The organism is Mumia spirodelae (assembly GCF_050632745.1).
Lineage (GTDB): Bacteria > Actinomycetota > Actinomycetes > Propionibacteriales > Nocardioidaceae > Mumia.
Map to the genome: position 1 here is coordinate 114241 of NZ_JBODSD010000004.1, position 17444 is coordinate 131684.

General features: G+C 70.8%; 14 protein-coding genes. 8 read left to right on the forward strand and 6 right to left on the reverse strand.

The genetic code is table 11. The features are described from left to right. Positions 1-66 precede the first annotated feature (66 nt). Both ACQSSQ_RS18500 and ACQSSQ_RS18505 read left to right on the forward strand, forming a co-directional pair. Positions 67-711 (forward strand): TetR family transcriptional regulator, encoded by a 645-nt coding sequence (locus ACQSSQ_RS18500; RefSeq protein ID WP_431328597.1) that lies wholly within the window; start codon positions 67-69, stop codon positions 709-711. Between the two features lie 5 nt (positions 712-716). Next, on the forward strand, positions 717-1178 hold the full coding sequence (locus ACQSSQ_RS18505; protein WP_431328598.1) for an SRPBCC family protein: 462 nt from the start codon (positions 717-719) through the stop codon (positions 1176-1178). Here the strand turns inward: ACQSSQ_RS18505 and miaA are convergent. Then, complete coding sequence (gene miaA, locus ACQSSQ_RS18510; protein ID WP_431328599.1) at positions 1161-2099, reverse strand: tRNA (adenosine(37)-N6)-dimethylallyltransferase MiaA; 939 nt, start codon at positions 2097-2099, stop codon at positions 1161-1163. The genes ACQSSQ_RS18505 and miaA overlap by 18 nt on opposite strands. 64 nt (positions 2100-2163) lie before the next feature. Here miaA and ACQSSQ_RS18515 point away from each other — a divergent pair, with 64 nt between their 5' ends. Both ACQSSQ_RS18515 and ACQSSQ_RS18520 read left to right on the forward strand, forming a co-directional pair. After that, the gene (locus tag ACQSSQ_RS18515) at positions 2164-2442 is read left to right on the forward strand and encodes an antitoxin (protein ID WP_431328600.1); all 279 of its coding nucleotides are present in this window, start codon (positions 2164-2166) and stop codon (positions 2440-2442) included. 3 nt (positions 2443-2445) lie between these two features. Next, positions 2446-3519 (forward strand): class I SAM-dependent methyltransferase, encoded by a 1074-nt coding sequence (locus ACQSSQ_RS18520; RefSeq protein ID WP_431328601.1) that lies wholly within the window; start codon positions 2446-2448, stop codon positions 3517-3519. On the opposite strand, the gene ACQSSQ_RS18525 is transcribed toward ACQSSQ_RS18520, so the two are convergent. Then, positions 3492-4994: a glycoside hydrolase family 5 protein gene (locus ACQSSQ_RS18525; RefSeq protein WP_431328602.1), complete on the reverse strand. Its 1503-nt coding sequence runs from the start codon at positions 4992-4994 to the stop codon at positions 3492-3494. The two genes, ACQSSQ_RS18520 and ACQSSQ_RS18525, sit on opposite strands and share 28 nt — an antisense overlap. Before the next feature lie 69 nt (positions 4995-5063). Then, positions 5064-5759, reverse strand: a complete 696-nt coding sequence (locus tag ACQSSQ_RS18530) for a class III extradiol ring-cleavage dioxygenase family protein (protein WP_431328603.1) — start codon at positions 5757-5759, stop codon at positions 5064-5066. A 49-nt stretch (positions 5760-5808) separates the two neighbouring features. Here ACQSSQ_RS18530 and ACQSSQ_RS18535 point away from each other — a divergent pair, with 49 nt between their 5' ends. Beyond that, positions 5809-6273, forward strand: coding sequence for an NUDIX domain-containing protein (locus tag ACQSSQ_RS18535; RefSeq protein ID WP_431328604.1), 465 nt, complete (start codon positions 5809-5811; stop codon positions 6271-6273). Here ACQSSQ_RS18535 and ACQSSQ_RS18540 read toward each other — a convergent pair. Next, complete coding sequence (locus ACQSSQ_RS18540; protein ID WP_431328605.1) at positions 6257-10768, reverse strand: hypothetical protein; 4512 nt, start codon at positions 10766-10768, stop codon at positions 6257-6259. The two genes, ACQSSQ_RS18535 and ACQSSQ_RS18540, sit on opposite strands and share 17 nt — an antisense overlap. Before the next feature lie 119 nt (positions 10769-10887). On the opposite strand from ACQSSQ_RS18540, the gene ACQSSQ_RS18545 reads away from it, so the two are divergent. Continuing rightward, positions 10888-13284, forward strand: coding sequence for a LuxR C-terminal-related transcriptional regulator (locus ACQSSQ_RS18545; RefSeq protein WP_431328606.1), 2397 nt, complete (start codon positions 10888-10890; stop codon positions 13282-13284). A 6-nt stretch (positions 13285-13290) separates the two neighbouring features. On the opposite strand, the gene miaB is transcribed toward ACQSSQ_RS18545, so the two are convergent. Next, positions 13291-14784: a tRNA (N6-isopentenyl adenosine(37)-C2)-methylthiotransferase MiaB gene (miaB, locus tag ACQSSQ_RS18550; protein WP_431328607.1), complete on the reverse strand. Its 1494-nt coding sequence runs from the start codon at positions 14782-14784 to the stop codon at positions 13291-13293. After that, positions 14781-15485, reverse strand: coding sequence for a haloacid dehalogenase type II (locus tag ACQSSQ_RS18555; RefSeq protein WP_431328608.1), 705 nt, complete (start codon positions 15483-15485; stop codon positions 14781-14783). The genes miaB and ACQSSQ_RS18555 overlap by 4 nt, the downstream gene beginning before the upstream one ends. Positions 15486-15636: 151 nt before the next feature. Here ACQSSQ_RS18555 and ACQSSQ_RS18560 point away from each other — a divergent pair, with 151 nt between their 5' ends. Together ACQSSQ_RS18560 and ACQSSQ_RS18565 are read left to right on the forward strand one after the other, a co-directional pair. Further along, positions 15637-16365 carry an amino acid ABC transporter ATP-binding protein gene (locus ACQSSQ_RS18560; protein WP_431328902.1) on the forward strand — a complete coding sequence of 243 codons (729 nt, stop codon included), beginning with the start codon at positions 15637-15639 and terminating at the stop codon, positions 16363-16365. A 93-nt stretch (positions 16366-16458) separates the two neighbouring features. Beyond that, positions 16459-17367 carry a glutamate ABC transporter substrate-binding protein gene (locus ACQSSQ_RS18565; RefSeq protein ID WP_431328609.1) on the forward strand — a complete coding sequence of 303 codons (909 nt, stop codon included), beginning with the start codon at positions 16459-16461 and terminating at the stop codon, positions 17365-17367. Positions 17368-17444 lie beyond the last annotated feature (77 nt).

Sequence of the window (17444 nt, forward strand, 5' to 3'; positions counted from 1 at the left end):
AGCGCGATCCGGTGGCCACCGTCGCTCACGGCGAGATCGGTCGCCCCGTCGCGGTAAGGTGCGCGGGTGCACGAGTCTGACGACGCACTGTCGCGCCACGAGCAGAAGGAGCGCACCCGCCAGGCTCTCCTGGACGCGGCACTCGAGCTGACCGACGAGCACGGGTTCGCCGGGGTCAGTCTGCGGCAGGTCACCCGCAGGGCGGGCGTCGTCCCGACCGCGTTCTACCGCCACTTCGCCAGCATGGAGGAGCTCGGCCTCGCGCTCGTCGACCAGTCCTTCGCCACTCTGCGGGGGATGATGCGCCAGGCGCGGCAGGACCCGGAGACGTACGCCGACGTGATCACCGCGTCGGCCGCGATCATCGTGTCCCAGGTCCGCGCGCACCGGTCGCACTTCGCCTTCGTCGCCCGCGAGCGCTTCGGTGGGGTGCCGGCCGTACGCCGCCGCATCCGCGCCGACCTGCGGGCGTACGTCGACGAGCTCGCCGGCGACCTGCAGAGCTTCCCGCACCTCGACACCTGGAACCACGAGGACGTCCGGACCGCGTCGCAGCTCTTCGTCAACATCATGGTCTCGACCGCGGAGCAGGTCATCGAGGCGCCCGACTCGCCCGAGGTGCTGGACCAGATCGAGACCGAGGCGCGCCGGCAGATGCGGCTGATTGTCCTCGGCTACGCGGGCTGGCGCTCGGAGCAGGCAGCCCGGTAGCGACCGTGCGCCCGCGTCCCGTCGTCCGTACCCCCGAGCCGGGGGTGGTCTCCGGCGCAGTGACGATCGCCGTACCGGCCGCGAAGGTGTGGGACTACGTCACCGACTGGGAGCTCCAGCGGGAGTGGATCCCCGCCACGACCGTGCGGGTCGAGGGCGACGAGATCATCGCGCGGACGGGCCTGGGCCCGCTCGGGTTCGACGACACGATGCACGTCGTACGCTCCGAGCCGCCGCGCTTCTGCGAGGTCGCCCACACCGGTCGGGTCGTGTCCGGGACCGGGCGGTTCATCTGCGAGCCGCGGCCGGACGGCGGCACCGACTTCCTGTGGGAGGAGCGCGTCCGGGTCCCCGGCGGAGCGCTGAAGGGCGTGCTGTGGCGGGTCGCCGCGCCCGCGGTCCGGGCAGGGTACGCGATCGCGCTCAGCCGCCTCCGACACGCCCTCGAGTCACGCGCGACCGGCTGACGCCACCTCCACGGCCCGCTCCACGAGGTCCTCCGCGTCGTACGGGAGCCAGACGATCCGCGGGTCCTTCCGGAACCACGAGTCCTGCCGCCGTGCGAACTTCCGGGTCCCCCGCACCGTCGCGTCGCGCGCCTCGTCCTCGGACATCGTCCCGTCGAGGAACGCCAGGACCTGCGCGTACCCCAGCGCGCGGCTCGCCGTCCTGCTCTCGGCCAGGCCCCGCTCCACCAGCGCACGCACCTCGTCGACGAGGCCCGCCTCCCACATGCGGTCGACGCGGCGGGTGATCCGGTCGTCGAGCACGTCCCGGGGAACGTCGACGCCGATCATGCGGACGTCGTCGTAGAACGCGGTGTGGGCCGGGAGCGACGCCGCGAACGGTCGACCGGTGATCTCGACGACCTCGAGCGCGCGGACGATCCGCCGCCCGTTGGAGACCAGGATCGACTGCGCCGCATCCGGGTCGACCTCCGCGAGCCGGCGGTGCAGCGCCTCGGGCCCCTGCGTCCGCAGCTCCTCCTCGAGCCGTGCACGTACCTCGGGATCGGTGCCGGGGAACTCGAACGCGTCGACCACCGCACGGACGTACAGCGCCGATCCGCCGACCAGCACGGGGACCGCGCCCCGGCCCTGGATGTCGTCGATCGCCGCCCGCGCCCAGGTCTGGAACTCGGCGACGGTCGCCGGCTCGGTCACGTCGAGCACGTCCAGGAGGTGGTGCGGCACGCCGCCGCGCTCGTCGACGGGGAGCTTCGCCGTCCCGACGTCCATCCCGCGGTAGACCTGGTAGGCGTCGACGTTCACGATCTCGCCACCGCGACCGGTCTCGCCGAGCCGCTGCGCGAGGACGACGGCGAGGTCCGACTTGCCGGCTGCCGTGGGGCCGACGACGGCGACGACGGGAGAGCTCACGGCGCCCATTCTGACGTAGATTCGTAAGCACTCAGCACCGCACACCCCACACCGACGGCAGGAAGAGGTTGGCATGAGCAAGTCCGACTCCAGCGGGTTCAACGAGGCCTTCGAGAAGTTCAAGGACTCCAGCGAGGACCTGGCCCGCGAGATGAAGGAGCGCGCGAGCACCCTCGTCACCGAGAACGGCGACAAGATCGACGACGCCCTCGACAAGGTACGAGACAAGGCGAAGGAGCTGAGCAAGGGCAAGTACGACGACAAGATCGACAAGGCCGCCGAAGCGGCGAAGCACCAGATCCACAAGCTCGACAAGGGCACCGGCCCGGGCGAGCCTCCCGCCGCGGGATAGATCGTGAGCACCGACGCGTTCGCGGATCGCATCTTCGCGTCGGTCCTCGGCACGATGGACTGCCTCACCATCGCGCTGGGCGACCGTCTCGGTCTCTACGACGTGCTCGCCGAGCACGGTCCGCTGGTCGCGTCGGAGCTCGCCCGACGGGCGGGGATCGACGAGCGGTACGCCCGCGAGTGGCTCGAGCAGCAGGCGGTCGCGGGCCTCGTCGAGATCGCCCGGCCGTCCACCGACGCCGCCGTGCGTGAGTACGCGCTGAGCGAGGCCCAGCGTGAGGTGCTGTGCGACCGGTCCCTCGAGTCGTACCTCACTCCCCTCACGCAGGTCCTCGCCGCCGCGGGTGCTCAGCTGCCCGCGCTCGAGGAGGCGTACCGCACCGGCGGCGGCGTCGGCTGGGCCGCGTACGGCCCGCACATGCGTCTCGGCCAGGCCGACGCCAACCGCGCCCTGTTCCTCACCTCGCTCCCCCGGTCGTGGCTGCCCGCGATCCCCGCCCTCCACGAGCGCCTCACTGAGGGCACGCGCGTCGCCGACATCGGGTGCGGCGACGGCTGGTCGTCCATCGGCATCGCGTCGGGCTACCCGCGGACGACGGTGGAGGGCTTCGACCTCGACGCCGGCTCCGTCGCGGCCGCGCAGGAGAACGCGTCGGCGCAGGGCGTCGCCGACCGGGTGACGTTCCGCCACGCGGATGCCGGGACGGTGGAGGATGCCCGGGGGTACGGGCTCGTCACCGCGTTCGAGTGCGTGCACGACATGCCGGACCCGGTCTCGGTGCTCGCCACCATGCGGGCGATGGCCGACCCGGACGGCTGGGTGCTCGTGGTGGACGAGCGCGTCCCGGACGAGTTCACCGGGCCGGGTGATCCGGTCGAGCAGCTGATGTACGGCTACTCGGTCCTGGTGTGCCTGCCCGACGGCATGTCGCACCGGCCGACGCGCGCGACCGGGACGGTGATGCGCCCGGACGTGCTGCGTGGGTACGCCCGGGAGGCGGGCTTCGCCGACATCGAGGTGCTGCCGATCGAGAACGACGTCTTCCGGGTCTACCGGCTCTGCACCGTCACCTCGTAGGACACGCCGGCACGCCTCTCGAGCCCGAGGAGCGTGACCGTCCGTGCGCCCGTGCGGCTGGCCCGCGACACGTGGGCGACGACCGGCGCGAGGCGACCTCGCGCGTCGCGCACCGACACGGTCACGCGGTCGCCGAAGCCGGAGGGCACCACGAGCTGAGACCGCTGCACCCCACGCTCCGGACGGAAGCGCAGCACGTAGCGGCCCTGCTCGTACGACTCGCTGACCGGGGTCCCGTCGAGCAGCAGCGCGTACGGCGACCACGCCCCGGCCCTGCCGGGATCGAGCCGCCCCTCGTCGTCGAAGACGCAGTAGCCACCGCCGTTCGCGGAGCGGCAGCCGTACCAGATCATCCAGCCGCTGGCGAAGCGTGCGAACGAGTCCGCCTGGCGGGTGGTGAGCGCGACGTTGCCCGGGTACGACGGGCCGGCGCCGATCGGGCCCCACTCGCCGACGAGGACCGGCATCCGGTTCTCGCGCGGGTAGGCGGTAATCGCCGCCTCGTACGCTTCGACGAAGCCGCTGTCGGGATCCCAGTCGTCGCCGTCCTCGACGGAGGTGGAGTAGGCGTGCGGGGCGTAGCCGATCCGGTCCGCGCCCCGACGCGGGTCGTCGAAGGCCGGCAGCGCCGTCGGCACACCCTCGCCGACGATGACCGTCGGCTCGACCCACAGCCAGGAGCGGGAGTCGACGGTCCGGATGCCGGCGATGAGGCGCTCGTACATCGCGGCCAGGTCCCCCGCCTCGAACGCCAGCGCCTTGCCCGCCATCACCTCGGGGTCCTCGAGGTCCTCGAAGGAGATCTGGCCCATCGGCTCGTTGAACAGGTCGTAGCCGAGCAGCGCCGGGTGACCCGAGAGCTTCTTCGCGAGGTAGGTCCACGTCCTGGTCTGGGCCTGGACGAGATCGGCGTCGTTGAAGAGGTGGTGGAACGCCGCCTGCACCGCCGGGTGGAAGTAGTTGTAGAACCAGTTGCCGGGGATCGGCTCGAACGGGATCCCGTCGTCGCGGGTCGCCCACGCCGGGATGCCGTCGAAGCCGAACGCCGGGCCGAACACGTCCTGGTGCCAGTCGACCATCACCAGCAGACCGTGCTCGTGCGACCAGTCGAGGACGTTGCGGATCGCCTGCAGGTACTGCGCGTCGTAGCGCCCCTGCGCCGGCTCGAGCTTGCGCCACTGGATCGGCAGGCGGAGCACCGTGAAGCCGGCGTCGGCCATCATCGCGACGTCGGCCTCGGTGATGTCGTCGAACTTGCCGAGGTTGGTCCCGCGCAGCTGCATCGCACGCCCGTGCCGATCGGCGAGCAGCGTGTTGCCCCGGGCATCGACGACGGTGCGCTCAGGGAACGCGACGGCCGTGCGCAACGCACCCCTCGCGTCGTCCGGCGCCGCGGCCACCGGTGACCCGGAGACGAGGCCGAGCACGACGGCGAGGGAGGCGGAGAGCGCCACGAGGCGGGTGCGCAGGGTCATCGGTCCTCCACATGGGCAGGCGTCCAAGTTCGACGCGAGCCTCGCAGAAACGCGGCGATGTGTCCAGCGTCACATCCGCCAGGTCGCCACCCAGTACGCGACGCCGTAGGGCGCGCCGTCGTAGCGCAGGCGCGCCCGCAGGCCCTCGGCGCCGCGCGTGCGCACGGTCGCCGCGAGGGCCCGGAACGCCGGCACGCCGCTCGCCCACAGCTCCTCGGCGAGATCGGGCTGCAGCGACGCCAGCGCGTCGACGTCGGCACCCGCCAGGGCCGTACCGATCACCGCGTCGAACGCGAGGGCGCGGACATCGACGTAGCCGGGGGCCGACTCGTCCCGCTTCGCGGTGCCGTCGGCCAGCACGAGCAGCGCCGTACGGCCCTGGTCCTCGAGGTCGACCGCGGTGCCGGTGGTCTCGTGGAAGGTCCGCGGCAACCTCACGCCCGCAACGTCGAGGAGCCACGCCCCCAGCGGCAGCGCCGACCCCGCCCGGGGCGTCGAACTGCCGGTGGTCGAGTAGGGCGGAGCGCTAGCGGAGCCCGTATCGAGACCCCCGTACCCGAACGCCGAGAAGTCCGCCTCCACCGCGCCGTACGCCACGTCCTTCGGCCCCGGTGCCACGACGACGACCCGGTCGGCGTCCGTCGCCACCTCGCGCACCGCCTCGACCGCCGCCGTGCGCAGCGCCTCCAGCTCCCTCGCAGCACCCGACGCGATCTCCGGGACGAGCAACGGTGTCTGCGGGACCACGGCGACGGAGACGAGCACGCTCCCGAGGCTAACGCCCCCGTCCGACCGCTCGCCTAGAGTGCTCCGCATGCGACACACCCTGGTGCCTGCCTCGTACGTGATGCTGCTCCGCGGCCCGCTCGGTGAGGAGGAGGTGCTGCTGCACCTGCGCCAGAACACCGGCTTCCGTGACGGGCACTGGGCGATGATCGCGGGCCACGTGGACGCGGACGAGTCGGCGCGGACCGCCGCCGCCCGCGAGGCGTACGAGGAGGCGGGCATCACGATCGCGGAGGACGCGCTCCAGCCGCTCACGACGCTGCACCGCTGGGTCCGCGGCGGGCCGGCGCTCGAGCAGCGGGTCGACTTCTTCTGGCTCGCCCGCACGTGGGACGGCGAGCCCCGGATCGTCGAGCCGGAGAAGTCGGCCGACCAGCGGTGGTTCCGCCTGCGCGACCTCCCGCAGCCGGGGGTGCTGCACGAGGAGGTCGTGATCGAGGCCTACCTCCGCGGCGACGTGCCGCCGATCATGACGCTCACCTCTTCACTGTGACCGACCTCGTGGTGACGGTCTTCGGCAGGTAGCTCGTGCGGGCGTACGTCACCTTCACGCTGATCTTCTTCCGCCGGTCGGCTCTCGTCACCCGGTACGTCGCCTTGGTGGCTCCCTTGATCACCTTCCCGTTGCGCAACCACTGGTAGGTGGTCCGCGTCGGCGCCGGAGAGATCGTGGCCGCCTTCACCTTCAGCTTCTTGCCCACCTTGGCAGTTCCGGTGACACGCGGTGCCCTCCTGATCGTGAACGAGCCGAGCGGAACCTTCAGACCCTGGGTGATGAACGTCTTCGTGACGTACCCGCTGCGGCGGTAGATCACCCCCACGCTGAGCGTGCGACCGAAGTCCGCGACGACCGGTTGATAGGTGGACCTCGTGGCGCCCGTGATCGGCTTGCCGTCACGGAACCACTGGTAGCTCGTGGAGGACGGCAGCGGAGTGACGGTGCCCGGCCTGGCCGTGAACGGCCCCCCTGCCTTCGAGGGTCGGAGCATCGTCGGGGGCGCCGTGATCTGGAAGCCCGGCACGCGGACCCGAGCCGTGACCTCGGGGCTGTAGATCAGTCGCCCCTGGCCGTCACGGCTGCCGTTGTGGGCCCGGACGTGCACGACGTAGTCACCGATACCGAGACGCTTGGTGCGGACCGAGGACCCGCCTACGACGGTGTCGAGCAGCGTGCTGTCGGTCTTGTCGTAGACCCTCACCTCGTGAGTGAGCGTCCCGAACCCGTCGGGGTCGACGACGTCGACCTGCAGCGAGCCGTCGGAATTCACCCGCGGCGTACGCAAGGTGAGCTGAGCCCGTGCCGGGGTGGCGCGAGCACTGAACTTGGCCCACTCGGGGTTGCCGGTGGCGGCGTTGATCAGGTTGGCCTTGTTGAGGACGAACCCGTCGACGGTGACGTTCCACTGGTAGTTGTGGCCGTGGATCAGCTCTGACGCCGGGATCGCCACGCACGACGGCCGGCTCGCCGCCGCGGCCTTGGAGGCCTGCGGCGTCGCCCAGCTGAAGCCGGCGGGCATCGTGTAGGTCCGCCGCCGTCCGTTGTACGGCCCGGAAGTGATGTCCTCGACCTGGACCGCGTACTGCTTCACGGTCCCTTCGTCCTGCGACCACTTCAGCTGGATCTGATCCGCGTCGTCGCTGTCGCAGATCGCGGCCGTGCCCTGGCTCTCCTCGCTCTCCCATCCTGACGTGTCCCCGCCGGGGACCTGCGGGACGACGGCGCCGCTCTTCGGCGACACCGCGGTCACGTCGGACAGGTCGGTGATTCCGCCGGTGGCGCCGGGCGAGTAGCTGTCGGTGAGGTAGCCCATCAGCCAGACGTCGTTGCCGACCGCAGACGCGCCGAGCGGCGCTTTGCAGGCGAACATCTGGAACTGGTAGCCCTCGTTGCTGATCCACGCCCCGACTTCGGATGCCTTGTAGGGGATGTTGGTGTTGATGGCGTTGAAGGTGGTCCCCTGTGACATGGAGGTCGACGTTCCCCGGCCGGTGCTCCAGCCGAGGTCGAAGCCGGCCTTGGCCTCGAACTCGACGGTGGCGATGGCTTCGTCGCCGAACTTGAGCGCGCCTCCGGCGGTCACGCCGAACCCGAACGAGCTGGAGGTGCTCAGGGCCGAGCTCGAGCCGACCGACTGGCTCAGTCCGAGTCTCACGGCGAGGTCGTTGCCGACGCTGATGGGTTGACGGGGGCTGACCAGGACGCTCGGCCCGGTCGGCGGCGCGGGTGGGTCGGCGAGGAACGGGTTCTCCCGCCGGACCACGTCGAGCGCCATGAAGCGGTCGTCGGGTTGTCCGATGTCGTAGTAGCCGCCCTTGCAGGGCCCTCCGTTCTGCTGGAGGATGCCCGCGGGCTTCGTCGTCAGGTCGCCTGCGAAATAGGTGCTCGGGTCGCCGATGGTGTAGCCGTTGACCATCCGGTCGAGGGACTTGCGGAAGATGCCGCGCTCGCCGTAGAGCTCGGGGTACTCCTCGGCGAGGTCGCCGAGCTTCCGGTTCTGCTGGACCGCGACCTCGTTCGGTCCGAGCACCTCGTACGGAAGGGACGCGCCGAGTGCGAGGCCGGTCGGATCCTTGATGACCGTGCCGGGGAACCGATAGACGTCGTAGGCGCGCAGCACGACCGTGGTGTCGTCGAAGGCGCCGCCGAAGCCGACCGCACGGCCGACGCTCACCGACTTCCCCAGCTCCCGCTCGGCCTCGTACTCACCGTGAGTCTCCTGCTCGATGCTGAGCGTGACTCCGCCGCCGCCTCCGGACACCGAGAAGCTCTGGTGCCAGCCCTGGCTGAAGGAGGCGCTCGTCGTCTTCTCCATCTCCTGCTCGTACTCCTGCGCCATCTCGGGGGTGAAGAGCTCGTCCTGGCCCAGACCGGCGACGTGCGGCGGAGCCTGCATCACCGCGATCGGGAAGCCGGTGGGCGTGGTGTCGTGCTGCCAGTTGGCGGTGTCGAGGGTCACCTCGACCTCGTTGGACGCCGGCTGCGGGATCTGGGACAGGAAGACCGGCTGGCTCGTGTCAGCCACGTAGTCGTTGAAGGAGGCGACGTCGACGTCCTGGCCCGTGTTCAGGCGATTGAGGTCCGAGGCGTAGTAGACCGACACCGGCGCGAGCGTGCTGAGGTTGTCGACGGTGTACCCCTCGGGCACGGTGGGTGAGGTGCCGGTCGCGCGCTTCGTCCGGTCGGCCGGGACCACTGTCGCTGGAGCGGTCATCACGACCAGCTGCCTGCGCGCGCCCGTCATCGCGTAGCCGGCGATCGAGTAGCTCATCCAGTTCGTCGGTGGCGCGATCTGGGTGTTGCCCGCGAGGTCCTTCGCGCCAGGGGCGTAGCCGGTGGAGACGTCGCAGTCGTCGACCGCCTGCGTCCCGCCCAGCTTCTGGCTGAGCAGCTCGGCGCACGGGAACTGGAGCTGGATCGTGGGGTGGAACGCGACACCCCTGTTGACCGGTGCGTAATAGGCCGACTTCATGCCCCAGTCGGGTACGGGGACACCGGGTCCGGGGTCGCTGGTGTCCGGCTCGACGTTGACGAGATCCTGGTTCAGGTCCTCGGTCATCGTGCCGGAGGCCCGAGCCGTCCAGTTGGCGCCGCTCCCCTGCTGCGCCGATCCGCTGGTCGGGAAGGTGTAGTTCGCGACACTCACGCCGGTATCGCTGCTGGACTTGAAGGCGCACGCCAGGTGGGTCACGCCCGAGACGACCCGCAGGTCGAAGCTGCCTGGCGTGATGCCGAAGAGCACGCCGGGTGAGGTGCAGCCGGTTTCGGCGCGGACCTCGCCCGTGGTGTTCCAGACCCCGTTGCCGTCGGCGTCGTCGTCGTAGTCGCCAGCGGTGTAGACCCTCACGGGGCCGGGCGCGACCGACGTGTCCGCGACCGCGACCGAGATGCGACCCAACGACAGCAGGTCTACGCCCGTCCTGGCGATGCCGGGCTTGCAGCCGAGCGAGCCGGCTCCCAGAGCGTACGTCCCCGTGGGGTTGTCCGAGGCGTCCACGCTGTCGGTGGTCGTCACACAGCTCCAGTCGAAGTCGAGCAGCGCCGTGCCGGACGTCGGCGGCCCCGACACCTTCAACGTCGCATTCAACGACGACAGCGCGGGGAACTGCCTCACGCCGGTGAATCCGTTCGTGGCCTCCGCGCTTCCGACGGTGAACGGGATGAGGTCGCCGTCCGCGGCGAGGACCATCATCTGGGTGTTGGGCTTCGAGCTGTCGGCCCAGTCCTTCACCTCGTACTCCGGCGCGGCGCCCGCGCCACGTACGGAGATCGGGCTGCGCGCCGGGTTGCTGTAGGTGCGAGGAACGGCGGCGACCGCTGCCTTGCCGAGGTTCAAGGCGCCCGTCACCCGCTGCAGCGACCCCCACCTGCCCACGAACTTCACGACCGTGCCGGTGTTCGTGACCAACGCGATCGTGGGCACCGTCCCAGGACTCCACCCTGCCGGGCTGTCCGCCGTGACGACCCCGCCGACGTAGGTCACTCCACTGGCAGGACCCAGCGAGAAGTGGAGCAGCGGGGTCTGCCCGACGCTCTTCACGTCGACCGAGCCGTCGGAGTAGCGCGCGACCATCCACGAGGCTGTACGGCCACGCGCCGGGTCGGCTGCCACGACGGTCGAGTCGAGCAGCGTGCGCGTCGCCGACACGGTTCCGTTCCTCCACGTGGTGGTGAAGGGCGCCATCCGTGAGGACGTCTGCAGGCCCGACGTCGCTGCGAGGTCCTCGTGGCCATAGCCGTAGGCGACCGTCCCGAGCGCGGAGTTGGCGACGCGCCAGTGGTTGCCGCCAGCGGTCAGAAGGAATGCGGGCTGCGTGGGAACCGAGACCTTGACCTGGGTCCCAGCGATCGTGGGGTCTACGTCGGCAGGCGCCTCGACACCGGGCGGAAGCGGCGCGGCGGTCGCGGTCTGTGTTGCCACCATCGGCACCGTCAGCAGGGGGCCGACGAGGACCAGCGCGATCAACCCGGTGAAGCGTCGACGTGACATGACTGGACCTCGAATTCCCCCGACAGACTGTTCGCTGCGGCCACGCTAGGTCGGCTCACAGCGGGCGAGCATCGGGCAAATGCCCTATGCGGGGAAGTCAGCGATGGTTGGATTCGGGTGTGAAGTCGCACCGGGCGCACAACCCGCATGCGGCGACCAGCTTCGGTCGCGACGATGACGTCGACGCTGTCGTCGGACTCGTGCGTGCGGGCCACCAGCTCGTCACGCTGACCGGGCGCGCGGGCGTCGGCAAGACGCATCTCGCGTACCGCGTCGCCGACACCCTCGCCGAGGAGCCACGCGGGACCGTCGCCGTCGTCCACCTGGCCGAGGTGGTCGCGCCGGAGCGCGTGCTTCCCGAGATCGCGGTCGCCCTCGATGTGGTGGTCCTTCCCGGGACGGACCTCACCGAGGCGATCGGGGCGCGCATCGGCGACCAGGGTGGTCTCCTCGTCCTCGACAACCTCGAGCACGTGCTTCCCGCTGCGGCCGACATCGCGCGTCTGCTCGACCGTGTCCCGAGGCTGTCCGTACTGGCCACCAGCCAGACGTCGACCCGGTTGGATGCCGAGACGGTGCTGGTCGTGCGACCCCTGCCCGTCGACGCCTGCGTCGACCTGTACGCCGCACGTGCCGCCGCGATCGACAGCAGGTTCACGCTGGACGACCGCGAGGCGGTCGCGACGTTGTGCGAGGCCCTCGAAGGTCTGCCGCTCGCGATCGAGCTGGCTGCGGCCCGTAGTGCCGCGCTCCCCGCCCCGGAGCTGCTGCGCCTCTTCGAGGACCGGGCGCTCGGCGTCCTCGCGAGCCGCCGGGTCGACGTCGTCGAACGCCACCGCGGCCTGCACAGCGCGATCGCGTGGACCTACGACCGCCTGACCCCGTCGCAGCAGCGGCTGCTGCGACGGATCTCCGTGGCGCCGACGACGGTGACGCTCGAGGACGTCGAGGTGCTCGCCGGCTCCGAGGCCGAGACTGCGATCGACGAGCTGTCCACGCTCGTCGACTTCCACCTCGCCGATCTGGTCCGCGGCACCGCTCCCGCCCGGTACACCCTTCCGTCGTCGATCCGTGCCTTCGCCCTCTCCGAGCTGCGCGCACGTGACGAGCACGACGAGGCCGTCGCCGCGTACGTCGCCTGGCTCGGTCGTTGGGCACGCGACAAGGTCGAGGAGGCCACCACGCTCGACGAGGCGGCGACACGCAAGGAGATCGGCGCGGCCACCGAGAACCTCGTCCAGGGTGCCCGGACCGCGCTCGCGCTCGGCACGGTCGCCGACGCTGTCGACATCACCCTCGCGGCCGCGCTGCGGTGGGCGCACGCGGGCTACCACAGCTCCCACCAGCGGCTGCTGGACGATGTGCTGCGCGAGGCCGCCGATCTCCGGACGGGGGCCCGGTCACGACTGACCGCGCTCCACGCCCTCATGCTCTTCCACACCGGCGATCAGGCGATGGCTCCCCGGATCACGGCGCTCCTCGACGAGGCAGAGGAGACGGGCCGCGCGGTGGAGGACGATGACGCGGTCCTGGAGTCGCACAGCTCCCGAGCGCTGACCAGTCCGCTCACCGGTGACCTGCCAGGCGTCATGCGGGCGGTGTCCGAAGGACTCCCGCTGGCGATGCGGACCGGCAACGACCGTTGGATCGCCCGCTTCGAGCTGCTCGCCGCAGCCGGCAACCGGCTCGCCGGCGACGACGAGCCGGCGATCGCTCTCGCGACCAGCGCCTACGCCCGCGCGAAGCGCACGAGCTACGGTGCCGCGCTCGTCGCGGGCGGCGCGATCCTCCGCCCGATGGCACTGAGCCACCCCGAGCTCGCGGTGGGCCTGCGCTCGACAGCCGACGACCTCGCGCTCGCACGGAAGATCGAGCTGCCCTGGTACGAGCTGGCGCTGCCTCCGATCGTCGCCCTCGAGGCGCTCGAGGAGGGAGAGGTCGATGCCGCCCGGGAGTCCCTGGTCGAGGCACTCACCCTCGTTCGTGGCTCACGCACGCCCACACTCGTCGGCTATGCGCTGGTGGCAGCCTCCGAGCTGGCCGCCGCCACCGGGAAGGCCGAGCTTGCGCTCACGCTCGATGCGGCCGTCGAGCCGTTCCGGAGCGTCGTCGTCGCGAACTCCTCGCGGGAGCGCGCTGCACGGCACGCCGCGACCATGGACCGCTGCCGCGCCGAGCTTGGAGCCGAGGCAGGCGGCGCGACGGCCGCCGGCTCCCGCCTCACGCTGGACGAGGCCGTCCAGGTCGCCCTCTCCGAGCTCGGCGCACCTGGACCGAGCCGAGCTGTTGCCACCCGACGACTCGGCGTCGCTGCTCCGCTCACCGATCGCCAGATGGAGGTGCTGAAGCTCCTCGCGACCGGGCTCTCCAACAAGGAGATCTCGGCGCAGCTGTTCATCGCCGAGAAGACGACCATGCACCACTGCGCGGCGATCTACCAGGCGCTCGGCGTACGCGGGCGCACCGAGGCCGTGGTCTGGGCAGCCCAGCACGGGATGATCAGCGCCCCGTCGTGACCCCGGTCAGCAGGCGCAGGCCGGCCCGTCGATGGCGGGCAGCGAGGCCGGGGCGCCGACCCTCGGCATCCCGAGCCCGACCCCGGCCGGCGCGGGCGCGGCGTTGCGCGCCTCCCAGGCGTCGCCTGCGCGGGTGCGTCGCACGGCCAGCGGAGCCCCGTCGGCCATGAGGTGGTGCGGTGCCGCCTGGGTGATGACGGTCTCGACGACGTCGCCCGGACGCACCTCGACTCCCTCCGGACGCGCGAAGTGCACGAGCCGGTTGTCGCGCGCCCGCCCGGTGAGCCGGTGGGTGGCCTCGTCCTTCTTGCCGCCGCGACCCGCGCTGGTGTCGGCGACCATGAGCTCCACCGTGGTCCCGACGAGGGCCTTGTTCTCGTCCCACGCGATCTCGTTGACGAGCGCGACCAGCCGGTCGTACCGCTCCTGGACGACCGCCTTGGGCAGCTGGTCGTCCATGGTGGCGGCCGGAGTGCCGGGGCGCGGGGAGTACTGGAACGTGTACGCCGAGGTGAACCGCGCCTGGCGTACGACGTCCATGGTCTCGAGGAAGTCCTCCTCGGTCTCGCCGGGGAAGCCGACGATGATGTCGGTGGTGATCGCGGCGTCCGGCATCGCGGCGCGGACGCGCTCGATGATGCCGAGGTAGCGGTCCTTGCGGTACGACCGGCGCATCGCCTTGAGCACCCGGTCGGACCCGGACTGGAGCGGCATGTGCAGCTGCGGCATCACGTTGGGCGTCTCCGCCATCGCGGCGATGACGTCGTCCGAGAACGCGGCCGGGTGCGGCGAGGTGAACCGGACCCGCTCCAGCCCCTCGATCTCGCCGCAGGCGCGCAGCAGCTTGCCGAACGCCAGCTTGTCGCCGAACTCCACGCCGTACGAGTTCACGTTCTGACCGAGCAGCGTGACCTCGACGACGCCCTCGGCGACCAGCGCCTCGATCTCGGCGAGGATCTCGCCCGGACGGCGGTCCTTCTCCTTGCCGCGCAGGCTCGGGACGATGCAGAACGTGCAGGTGTTGTTGCAGCCCACGCTGATCGACACCCACGCCGCGAACGCCGACTCGCGCTTGGTCGGCAGCGTCGACGGGAAGACCTCGAGCGACTCGAGGATCTCGACCTGGCTCTCCTCCTGGACCCGCGCGCGGTCGAGCAGCGCGGGCAGGGAGCCGATGTTGTGGGTGCCGAAGACGACGTCGACGTACGGGGCGCGCTTCGTGATCGTGTCGCGGTCCTTCTGGGCGAGGCAGCCGCCGACGGCGATCTGCATGCCTGGGTTCTCGCGCTTGAGGCTGGCGACGTGGCCGAGCGTGCCGTACAGGCGGTTGTCGGCGTTCTCGCGGACGGCGCACGTGTTGAACACGATCACGTCGGCGGGCTTCACCGGGTCGGACGGTGCGGCGACGTAGCCGGCGTCCTCGAGCAGGCCGGAGAGGCGCTCGGAGTCGTGCACGTTCATCTGGCACCCGTAGGTGCGCACCTCGTAGGTCTTGGTCATAGCCCTCCCAGGGTACGGGCCAGGGCGCCGACGAGGCCGTCGAGCCCGTCGAACCGGGCGTCGAAGACGTCAGCGGGTGTCGGCGGGTCTCCGACCGGTCGACGGACGTACGCCGTACGCATGCCGCAGGCCTGCGCCCCGCGGAGGTCCCACGCGTGCGCGGCGACCATCAGCACCCGGTCCGGCGGGCATCCGGCGGCGTCGAGGGCGAGCCGGTAGACCTCGGGCGCCGGCTTGTAGGCGCCGGCCGACTCGCTGGACAGCGCGAGGTGCCAGCGCAGCCCGGCGTGGGCGTCGAGGCGCAGCAGCGCGGCGCGGCTGGCGTTGGAGAGCCCGACGACCGGGAGGAGCCGCCCCAGCCGTTCGAGGCCGGCGACGGAGTCCTCCCACGTCGGCAGCCGCTGCCCGGCCGTGGCCAGCTGGCTGACGACCTCCGGGTCGGAGATGCCCGCGCGGGCGGCGACCTCCTCGGCCGCCTCGGCGTCGAGGGCCTCGCTGCTGACATAGGCACGGTGACCGTCCGCGATGCGCCGCTGCTCCCCCTCGACGCGCCGCTGCCAGGTGGCGAGCAGCTCCTCGACCTCCGGTGCCTTGGCATCGGGCACCGCCTCGCGGATCCCGGCGCGGAGTCCGCTCGGCTCGTCGACCAGCGTCCCGAGGACGTCGAACACGATCACGTCGATGTCGCGGAGGCCTGTCATGCGGTCACGTTCTCACAACAACCGGCACGCCCTTGTCGCGCCGAGTTGGCCCCTGCGCGCGCCGCGCCTTACGTTGTCTCACATGTCGGATGACTCGTACGACTCGCCCTACGCTGCGTCGCCCGCCGGCTCCACTGCGACCGACACCGCCATGGTTGCCATGGACGACGTCCAGAAGTGGTTCGGCGACCTGCACGTCCTCAAGGACATCACCCTCCACGTGAAACCCGGCGAGGTCGTCGTCGTCATCGGCCCCTCCGGATCGGGCAAGTCGACGCTCTGCCGTGCGATCAACCGCCTGGAGCCGATCAACGAGGGCACGATCGCCATCGACGGGAGCCTGCTCCCCGAGGAGGGCCGCAAGCTCGCGCAGCTCCGCGCGGACGTCGGGATGGTGTTCCAGTCGTTCAACCTCTTCGCCCACAAGACCGTCCTCGAGAACGTCATGCTCGGACCGGTCAAGGTGCGCAAGAAGTCGAAGGGGGACGCCGAGAAGCGCGCGATGGAGCTGCTCAAGCGCGTCGGCGTCGACTCGCAGGCCAACAAGTTCCCTGCTCAGCTGTCCGGCGGGCAGCAGCAGCGCGTCGCGATCGCCCGCGCGCTCGCGATGGACCCGAAGGTCATGCTCTTCGACGAGCCGACCTCGGCGCTCGACCCCGAGATGATCAAGGAAGTGCTCGACACGATGGTCGCGCTGGCGAAGGCCGGCATGACCATGATCGTCGTGACGCACGAGATGGGCTTCGCCCGTACGGCCGCCGACCGCGTCGTCTTCATGGCCGACGGCCAGATCCTCGAGGAGTCCACTCCTCAGGAGTTCTTCGACAACCCGCAGACCGATCGTGCGAAGGACTTCCTCGCGAAGATCCTCAAGCACTGACCGCTCACGTACGACCCCCTCACCGCACCGAGTCAGTACCGACCGACAACCGGAGCCGCAGCAGCGGCGCTCGTGAAGACAAAGGGAGAAGTCATGAAGATCCGAAGGACCAAGATCGCTGTCGTCGCCGCCGCGGCAGCCCTCGCGCTCGCCGGGTGCGGAAGTGCTGGTGAGGACGACAGCGACAACGGCGACGGCGGGGACGGGGGCGGGTTCAGCCCCGAGGTCGTCTCGGATGCCTCGTTCGACGCCGGCTCCCGTCCGCAGGAGATCGCCGACGCGGGCACCGTCAAGATCGGCGTGAAGTTCGACCAGCCGGGCATCGGCTTCAAGTCGGCCACCTCGGACACGCCGGAGGGCTTCGACCCCAACATGGGCAAGATCCTCGCCGCGAAGCTCGGCATCCCGGCCGACAAGATCGAGTGGGTCGAGACGATCTCCGACAACCGCGAGCCGTTCCTCGAGAACAGCACCGTCGACTTCGTGATCGCCTCGTACTCGATCACCGACGAGCGTCGTCAGGTCGTCGGCCAGGCCGGGCCGTACTACGTGACCGGCCAGCAGCTGCTGGTCGCCGCGGACGACGACTCGATCAACGGGCCCGACGACCTCAGCGGCAAGAAGGTCTGCTCGGTGACCGGCTCGACGTCGATCAAGACGGTCGAGGAGCAGTACGGCGCCACGCCGGCCGGCTTCGACACCTACTCGGAGTGCGTCGAGCAGCTCAAGTCCGGCTCCGTCGACGCGGTGACGACCGACGGCGCGATCCTCGCCGGCTACGCGGCCGAGGACCCCGACGCCCTCAAGGTCGTCGGTGAGCCGTTCTCCGAGGAGCGCTACGGCATCGGCTACAACAAGGACGCCGCCGGCATGTGCGAGTTCATCAACACGACGCTGGAGGGCGCGTTCGAGGACGGCGAGTGGGAGGCTGCCTTCGACGACTCGCTCGGCAAGGGCGGCATCGACCTGCCGGACACGCCGACCCTCGATCCCTGCCCGTGATCCCGGCGGTGACGGGGCCGGTCCACGCCGGCCCCGTCACCAGGCCTGTCCAACCCTCGACCTCGTGAGGAGGTGAC

Bases quoted from the DNA above. Each gene is read 5' to 3' on its own strand.
- miaB (WP_431328607.1), bottom strand. From the start codon at position 14,784: ATGACCAAGACCTACGAGGTGCGCACCTACGGGTGCCAGATGAACGTG.
- ACQSSQ_RS18525 (WP_431328602.1), bottom strand. From the start codon at position 4,994: ATGACCCTGCGCACCCGCCTCGTGGCGCTCTCCGCCTCCCTCGCCGTC.
- miaA (WP_431328599.1), bottom strand. From the start codon at position 2,099: ATGGGCGCCGTGAGCTCTCCCGTCGTCGCCGTCGTCGGCCCCACGGCA.
- ACQSSQ_RS18540 (WP_431328605.1), bottom strand. From the start codon at position 10,768: ATGTCACGTCGACGCTTCACCGGGTTGATCGCGCTGGTCCTCGTCGGC.
- ACQSSQ_RS18560 (WP_431328902.1), top strand. From the start codon at position 15,637: ATGGTTGCCATGGACGACGTCCAGAAGTGGTTCGGCGACCTGCACGTC.
- ACQSSQ_RS18555 (WP_431328608.1), bottom strand. From the start codon at position 15,485: ATGACAGGCCTCCGCGACATCGACGTGATCGTGTTCGACGTCCTCGGG.
- ACQSSQ_RS18565 (WP_431328609.1), top strand. From the start codon at position 16,459: ATGAAGATCCGAAGGACCAAGATCGCTGTCGTCGCCGCCGCGGCAGCC.
- ACQSSQ_RS18535 (WP_431328604.1), top strand. From the start codon at position 5,809: ATGCGACACACCCTGGTGCCTGCCTCGTACGTGATGCTGCTCCGCGGC.
- ACQSSQ_RS18515 (WP_431328600.1), top strand. From the start codon at position 2,164: ATGAGCAAGTCCGACTCCAGCGGGTTCAACGAGGCCTTCGAGAAGTTC.